This is a genomic window from Microcystis wesenbergii FACHB-1317 (assembly GCF_014696875.1).
Lineage (GTDB): Bacteria > Cyanobacteriota > Cyanobacteriia > Cyanobacteriales > Microcystaceae > Microcystis > Microcystis wesenbergii_A.
Genome location: NZ_JACJQV010000107.1, coordinates 37,131 through 43,827 on the forward strand (window position 1 = coordinate 37,131; position 6,697 = coordinate 43,827).

General features: G+C 41.7%; 6 protein-coding genes. 1 reads left to right on the top strand and 5 read right to left on the bottom strand.

Going from position 1 to position 6,697, the window contains the following annotated elements; all coding sequences use genetic code 11:
* Positions 1-82 precede the first annotated feature (82 nt).
* From H6F92_RS07735 to H6F92_RS07755, 5 genes are all read right to left on the bottom strand, one after another.
* On the bottom strand, positions 83-1,576 hold the full coding sequence (locus H6F92_RS07735) for a thymidylate synthase (protein WP_190357417.1): 1,494 nt from the start codon (positions 1,574-1,576) through the stop codon (positions 83-85).
* Positions 1,577-1,580: 4 nt separating this feature from the next.
* Positions 1,581-2,204: a dTMP kinase gene (gene tmk / locus H6F92_RS07740; protein WP_190357418.1), complete on the bottom strand. Its 624-nt coding sequence runs from the start codon at positions 2,202-2,204 to the stop codon at positions 1,581-1,583.
* A gap of 30 nt (positions 2,205-2,234) precedes the next feature.
* Positions 2,235-3,617 carry a dihydrolipoyl dehydrogenase family protein gene (locus H6F92_RS07745; RefSeq protein WP_190357419.1) on the bottom strand — a complete coding sequence of 461 codons (1,383 nt, stop codon included), beginning with the start codon at positions 3,615-3,617 and terminating at the stop codon, positions 2,235-2,237.
* Between the two features lie 164 nt (positions 3,618-3,781).
* A complete protein-coding gene (hisIE, locus tag H6F92_RS07750) occupies positions 3,782-4,417 on the bottom strand; it encodes a bifunctional phosphoribosyl-AMP cyclohydrolase/phosphoribosyl-ATP diphosphatase HisIE (protein ID WP_190357420.1) in 636 nt (211 codons plus the stop codon).
* Between the two features lie 635 nt (positions 4,418-5,052).
* On the bottom strand, positions 5,053-5,712 hold the full coding sequence (locus H6F92_RS07755; protein ID WP_190357421.1) for a PEP-CTERM sorting domain-containing protein: 660 nt from the start codon (positions 5,710-5,712) through the stop codon (positions 5,053-5,055).
* A gap of 740 nt (positions 5,713-6,452) precedes the next feature.
* Between H6F92_RS07755 and H6F92_RS07760 the strand changes: the two genes are divergently transcribed.
* Positions 6,453-6,697 (top strand): transposase family protein (locus H6F92_RS07760; RefSeq protein ID WP_190357424.1); only part of this gene is annotated, 245 nt, incomplete at its 3' end.

The following is a 6,697-nucleotide window of genomic DNA, read 5'->3' on the forward strand; positions in this document are numbered from 1 at the left end:
GAGCAGTATTAAATAGAAGTTTCCTACTGTCTTTTCACTGTTGACTGTTGACTGTTCACTGTTCACTGAAACTTCCCACTTCCTACTGGTCTTGAATATAAGGTTGATTATTCTTGAGACAATTGTATGCCTTTTGTAGTTCGATTCCCAGATAACCAATATGTTCGGGAATAATTGCGGGATTGGTAGCGGCAAGCTCACGGATTAATTTCAGGGGATTTTTGCCTTGATAACAAGCGACAACTTCCCCGCTGCCGGGGGTAGTTTGTTGGAGAAGAATTTGTTCTTCTTCCACAGAAATCAGAAAGTTACCACTAGGGTCAAAAAAGTCGCGCTGATTGACAATTTTATCGTACTGGGTGGCGATTAATCGTTCGACATTTTCCCAAGTATCATCGTATATATGGGCCGATTGACTAATAGTAATCAATGGACCCATTGATAAATTGTAGTCGGAGAGCTTGCTAATCTCATCCCTAATATGTTGCTGTAAAGCGCGCAATCCCATGGCATTTGCTGGCCAAGCGGCAAACATATCATTACTTCTAAATATTGCGGTGAGAGATAATTCATTTTCCACCACTCGCACCCAAATATGATTTAAACAGGGACTACCTCCCTTTTCGTGGTCTTTCACATCCCAGAGGGACATAACTGCACTAGCGGCATCAATTTCTGAGATTAATTTATTGATAACCTGTGCAATTTGGTCTCGGCCAAACCAAGAGCGCAATCTTTGACCGTAGGTGTATTTAACTCCTTGGTGTATAGGGGAATCATCGAGAATTTGTCCGATATATTCGGTGAGAAAAGGTCTATCTATAGGCAAATAATTAGGTTCAGGAAAATAAAAGTCTGGTGGTTCATCGGTGACAACGGCCATTAGGTCAATTAATTCTTGCCATTTACCATCATATCCTGTGGGTCTAATTGTGCCGGTGGTTTTAATCTTTTGGAGAATTTTCACCCAAGTTTCGGCAATAGTTTTTCCTTCAATACGATGACCGTATCTTGTCCCGGGTAGCAGAGAAGGAAGATTTTCTAAGAGGGGAAAGATTAAGGGTTCTCCCCAAGTTGGTAAGGGAGATTGTTCTGCATAACTTTTGACAGTTTCAATCGCTTCTGGGATGGATTTAACCAGTTGATATTGAATCGATTGACGTAATTTTTCGAGGGTTTCTCGGTCAATTTCCTTGTCAATGTATCCAGTGATAGAAGAATTAATTAGCCAACATTCTCTACCTGTGTCACTTTTTCCTAACTGAAATCCTTGACTAAAAAAGTCTAGCAAACATTGACAGCTACCGGAGTTTTTATCTTCCTTAGTAGCGTTGAGAATAACTAAGTATCTAACGTGGGGATTTGCGATTAAGTTTCTCAGCAGGGGACTAATTCCTCTGGTGGGACTATAAAGATTACCAATCACTGCGTACTGGTCGGGATTTAAATGTTTAGCAAGGGACTGTTTTACTGTCCATCCCGTGATAATTGCCGTTTGGCCGTGACCGCAGATTAATTGATTAGGTTTATAGTGGGGTTGGTAGGTAAATTTAGGGGTGGTTTCTATACTGAGCATGGATTTAAATTAATCGGTCAAGATAATTAATAATATTTTGGTGAAGGTGTTCTATTTTATCATTGCCATCCAGTTGTAAACAATTATCTTTATATTCTTTAAATATCTGGAGAAACATCTGACGAACTTTTATTAATTTTTCTTGTTTTTCGTACACTTCTGTGATGGCTCGGTTTTTAATTCTTGCCAGAGAAATATCGGGAAGAACATCGATATAAATGACTAAATCGGGATTGGGAAAATGTTGATTTAACTGCCGAATAAAAGCCAATTCTTCGGGATTATTGCCATTGTAGGCCAGGGAAGAAAAATAATAACGCGTCGTGATAACGTGGGTTTGTTCTTGCTGAATAAGTTTAAAAACGCCATCGTGATCATTATATAAGTGATAATGGCGATCAGCTGCAAATAAATAAGCCATTTGTCGGTCAAATTGATTTTTATCTTCGATAGAAATAAGATTAGTTTGCATTATTTCTCGAATCAAACGACCGATAACTCCCTCGGAAGGTTCCGGACTTAAAACTGCTTTTTCCCCGCGCTTGAAAAAATATTCTTGTAGGAGTTTTGCTTGGGTACTTGTTCCCGATCCGTCAATACCTTCAAAGACAATAAATTTCGGTTTCATAATTTAATCTTCTTTTTTTCTATCTAATTATCAGAATAATTGTTTTAGCCAAGTTAACCAAGATTTTTTCTGGGGGATTAATAGCGTCATTTCTCCGATAATCTCTCCCATACTTCCCCAAGTATAAATATTTTTATTGAGGGATTGTATGGTTAAATTTTCTTGTAAAGCTAAACTGATGATACTAATCATTTCTGCTGCTTGATTACCGACTATTTGCGCTCCTAGTATTTTACCATCTTGTCGGTAGATTAATTGACAAAATCCCGTGGTTTCTCCCCAGATTTGCTGTGGGACCATATTTTTGATTGGATAGTTGATCATCTTTACCTCCTCACCATAGTTGTCCTGGGCCGCTTTTCCAGTTAAACCCACCCAAGCAATAGCCGGATCAAAAGCAATAAATGAGGGAATTTGCTGGGGATTAAAGTTAAATTTTTCTCCCGCGAGCAGATGCTTGACTAACCCAAAAGCAGCCCGGTGATTTAAAGTAGGATCGGGATAATTATTTCTGAGCAAATTTAGGGCATAAATGCGGGAATTATCGGTTTGTAATTGCTGATTAACCTTAATTAATCCTTGCTCTAGTTTAACTCCCACCCCAGCCAAATTTAATCCCTGTTCATTGACTTGATAATTACCAGCAAAAATGAGATCATCAACTTCGATAACACGATTACCTAATTGTAGCCATTTTTGACCCTCGATCGCTTTCACTTGACTAGGACAATAGCCGGGTAAAATCTTAATTCCTTCCGCTTCTAAAATAGCAGTAACTAAATCGGAGATTTCCCGATCAATATCCGGCAGTAGATAACTATCCTCGATAATTAAGCTAATTTCTTTCCCCAAACGTCGGAGAATTTGGGCCAAAGTCACAGCCATGCTGCTGTTGCCAATAATCCCTAAATGTTGTCCCAACTTATCTAAATTTGGCTCTTGCCAAAGGGTTTGAGCGGTAAAATAATTAACCTCATCTAAGCCGAAAATTTTCGGGACTTGTGGATAAAAACCCGGGACGATAAGATAGTGTTTAGCCAACAATTGCCGACCGTTAACCACGAATCCCAAATGGGGCAGCCGGACAAATTCCCCCCCACCCAAGATCACATCTATTCCTTCCGTGGCTAATCTTGCCAAAGAATGATATTTATTAATAGTTTTATCCACTTCCTCTAACCATTGCCGCAACCGTTGCCATTGGGGATAAAGGTCCGTTTCTTGCCAATGATTGAGCAGTTTATAGAGATGGATAATTTGGCTGTACCCCTTGCTAAAAACGTCCTCAGATGCCTCTAAATTGTCCCTAGAAGGCTGTTGCACTAAAGCCACCCTTTTTTTGAGGTGAACAGCCAACAAAGCCGCTTCTATCCCCGCAGGACTGGCACCGATAATTACTAAGTCGTAAACCACAAATATTCGGTCGTCAGGAATCGGAAACTTAACAATAAAAACTCAAATCTGATAACTGAAAACTGATAACTGAAAACTGAAAACTGAAAACTGATAACTGATAACTGATAACTGATAACTGATAACTGATAACTGATTACTGATAACTGATAACTGATAACTGATTACCGGCGCCGGTCTTGCAGTTTTTTATAGACATCTCGCAGGGGGACTTGATGATAGGCGAGAGCGACGAGGGTATGATAAAAAAGATCGGCCACTTCTGAGGCAATAGCATCGCCATCATTATCTTTGCAGGCCATGACCACTTCTGCCGATTCTTCGCCGATTTTCTTGAGAATTTTGTTATCTCCCCCGGCCAAAAGTTTACAGGTGTAGGATTCCGGATGAGGATTGTCTCTGCGATCGCAAATTACCTTAAACAATTCCGAGAGGGTGTCGGCCGCTGGCGGTGATTTTTGCCAATTTACTTGGTGAAAACAGCTTCTTTCGCCAGTATGACAGGCGATATCACCGATTTGCTCAATAGTCAGCAAGATAGCATCACTATCGCAATCGTAGCGAATTTGACGCACTTTTTGGATATGGCCCGAGGTGGCTCCTTTGTGCCATAATTCTTGACGAGAACGACTCCAATACCACGCTTCCCCGGTGGTGAGGGTTTTTTCGAGGGATTCCCGATTCATCCAGGCCATCATTAACACTGTAGCATCAAGATAGTCTTGAGCGATCGCTGGTACTAAACCCTGGGGATTATAAGCGATCGCGTCGAGGGGAATAGCGGAGAGTAAAGAGGACATCAGTTTTTCGCGGTCAAGAATTATGGTGGGACAAATTACCGAAAAATTGGGTTGAAAGCCTCGCCCTTTTAGGGCGACTTGATAGGATGTATGATATTAAGAATAGCGGGCAGGGCAAGCAACCGCTTAAAAAACCCAGTCATCAACCGATGAACGCACCTTGAAAACTAGAGTTATGGGGTTCTATAGGGGAATGCTCCTATAGGTAAAAGCTCTAAGCGTCAAGTACCAGAGAAACCAATGATTTTAGAGGTTTTGAACTGTATCGTAGGGGCCTCCGAGAACAGGCTTCTGTAAGGTCGCGAAAGTCTGAGGAGAGAACCACCTCTGGGTGGGATTTCGCCAGGAATCTAATTCAAGTGGACTCGTTGAGCCAGAAATTCTCAGCCGTGATGCGAGAAGAATCCACGTCCGTTTACGGCGTGGGGTATGTCAACCAAAGCTTAATTACATAGCCTTGACATCGCCAGGGCTTCATTATCCCTGTCTAAAACCCAAAACCCGCTAACGACCCTTAAAAACAAAAGTTAGGTCTTGGCTCGCGTTAGAATCAATAATTAAGAAAAAGCTAAAAGTCAGAAACCTTCAGAGGGCATCTAACCTTTAGCTGTTAATGTCTTGCCCATTGGCAACTATTATTTTTGCTTCTTGAAGCGGGAAACTAATCCTAGACCACCAACGGTGAGCAGTCCCAGAATAGTACCCGGTTCGGGTACTTGTATTGTAGCTTGTGTGAATTTATTCGACGAAGACATCAGACCTGCACCGGCGAGGACGGGGTTAAGTGTATTCGTGACCGTGAGCAGGGTGAGAGCACCAGGAACAGGGGCGAAAGAACCAAGAGCAGTCGGGTCAGGCCAGCCGTTTGTTGATGTTAAGGTGATACCGGCTGGCGCAAAATCTGTTACTACATCCCCGTAGCCTGGAGTTACGTCTGAATCGACTTGAACCCCTGTAAAGGGGATTAGGGTCTCGATTTCGTACGTCCAAGCCCCAGGCACAGTGATCATGCCCGTTGTCATTAATGTAACTGTGTACTCTTCGCCAAGCATGTTAAGGGTAACGAAGCTAAGGTCGGGTATAGCACCAGCAGCAAATGTATCACTGACGTAGGTGACTGTTTTGTCGCCGTTTTGGAGGAAATTGCCAGCCGTGATGAAGTCAGTCCAAGTAAGAACATTTACTGCACTGGCACTGGTAGCGGTAAGCACTGATCCAGCGAGAACGCCGAGGGCGGCGGCTCCCGTGGCGATGGGAAAAGCAAGAGTTTTGGTTAATTTGTTTGTTTTCATCATAACTGAATTGTCCAACGTTAGTTTTGTGTACTATGGTGAGGTCAAAAGAAAGCTTAAAAAAACCTTAAGATTTTTCATAACTTTTCGTTTGTCCTGATAGGAGTATAGCTAAGTTAAAAAAAAAAAACAAGTGTTTACAAAAGTTGATATTTTCTTAATTTTTCAGGTTCTTCGTTACTTGGTCTGGTTCGATAGGGGGGCATAAATCGACTAAATCCTTATCTGGCAAGAGACTTAATTGATTAGTTCGCTCTAGAGCAAAAACAATTGACAAAAATCGCCAAATGCCTTTCTATATAAGGGTTCCATCCCTTATAACCCCCGTCCATTGCATAAGACAAACCGAAGAACCATTTTTCATCAAGACAATTTGACGCTCCCATCGCACTAAGCGCTTCGGGATTCCCTGTTCATCCACTGACGGCCGCTGGGAACTCCATGCTAGAGGCAAAATATACCTTGTGTCGGTATGTATAAACCAAAATTAAATTAGTCGCCGTCGGGCATAGGTTCGACTTTAACCGGACGTGGAGAAAGTGTCAGACTTAAGCAACCAAGCGTTTTTCGCTATCTGCGTCAACCGTCCAGACCTTGGCGTGATACCATTTTTCTTTATTCTTGGCAGGTATCTTGCCCCCCCTTGCCCCTAGTAGGGCTGTTTCATTCTCCCATGAGAATATCAAAAGTAAAAGCGATCACTGTCAGGTAAAATGAGAAGTGAACGCGAACTTTTCAAACATATGTTGAGCTTAATAGAAAAACTGAAACAAGTCAAGGACTTTCGGAAAGATCAAGGAAAAAGACACCCTTTATGGATAGTATTAGTAGTAATAATACTGGGAACAATGCTAGGATACTCAGGTTATAGAGAACTAGGAGAGTTTGCTAAAAATAATCGGCACAGGCTGAGTAAAGAATTTAACATAATTCCAGAAAGAGTCCCATCCTCTTCAACAATTAGAAGGGTGATGATGGGAGTTGATGG

Coding starts and splice junctions, on each gene's coding strand:
- H6F92_RS07755 (WP_190357421.1), bottom strand. CDS start 5,712: ATGATGAAAACAAACAAATTAACCAAAACTCTTGCTTTTCCCATCGCC.
- tmk (WP_190357418.1), bottom strand. CDS start 2,204: ATGAAACCGAAATTTATTGTCTTTGAAGGTATTGACGGATCGGGAACA.
- H6F92_RS07735 (WP_190357417.1), bottom strand. CDS start 1,576: ATGCTCAGTATAGAAACCACCCCTAAATTTACCTACCAACCCCACTAT.
- hisIE (WP_190357420.1), bottom strand. CDS start 4,417: ATGTCCTCTTTACTCTCCGCTATTCCCCTCGACGCGATCGCTTATAAT.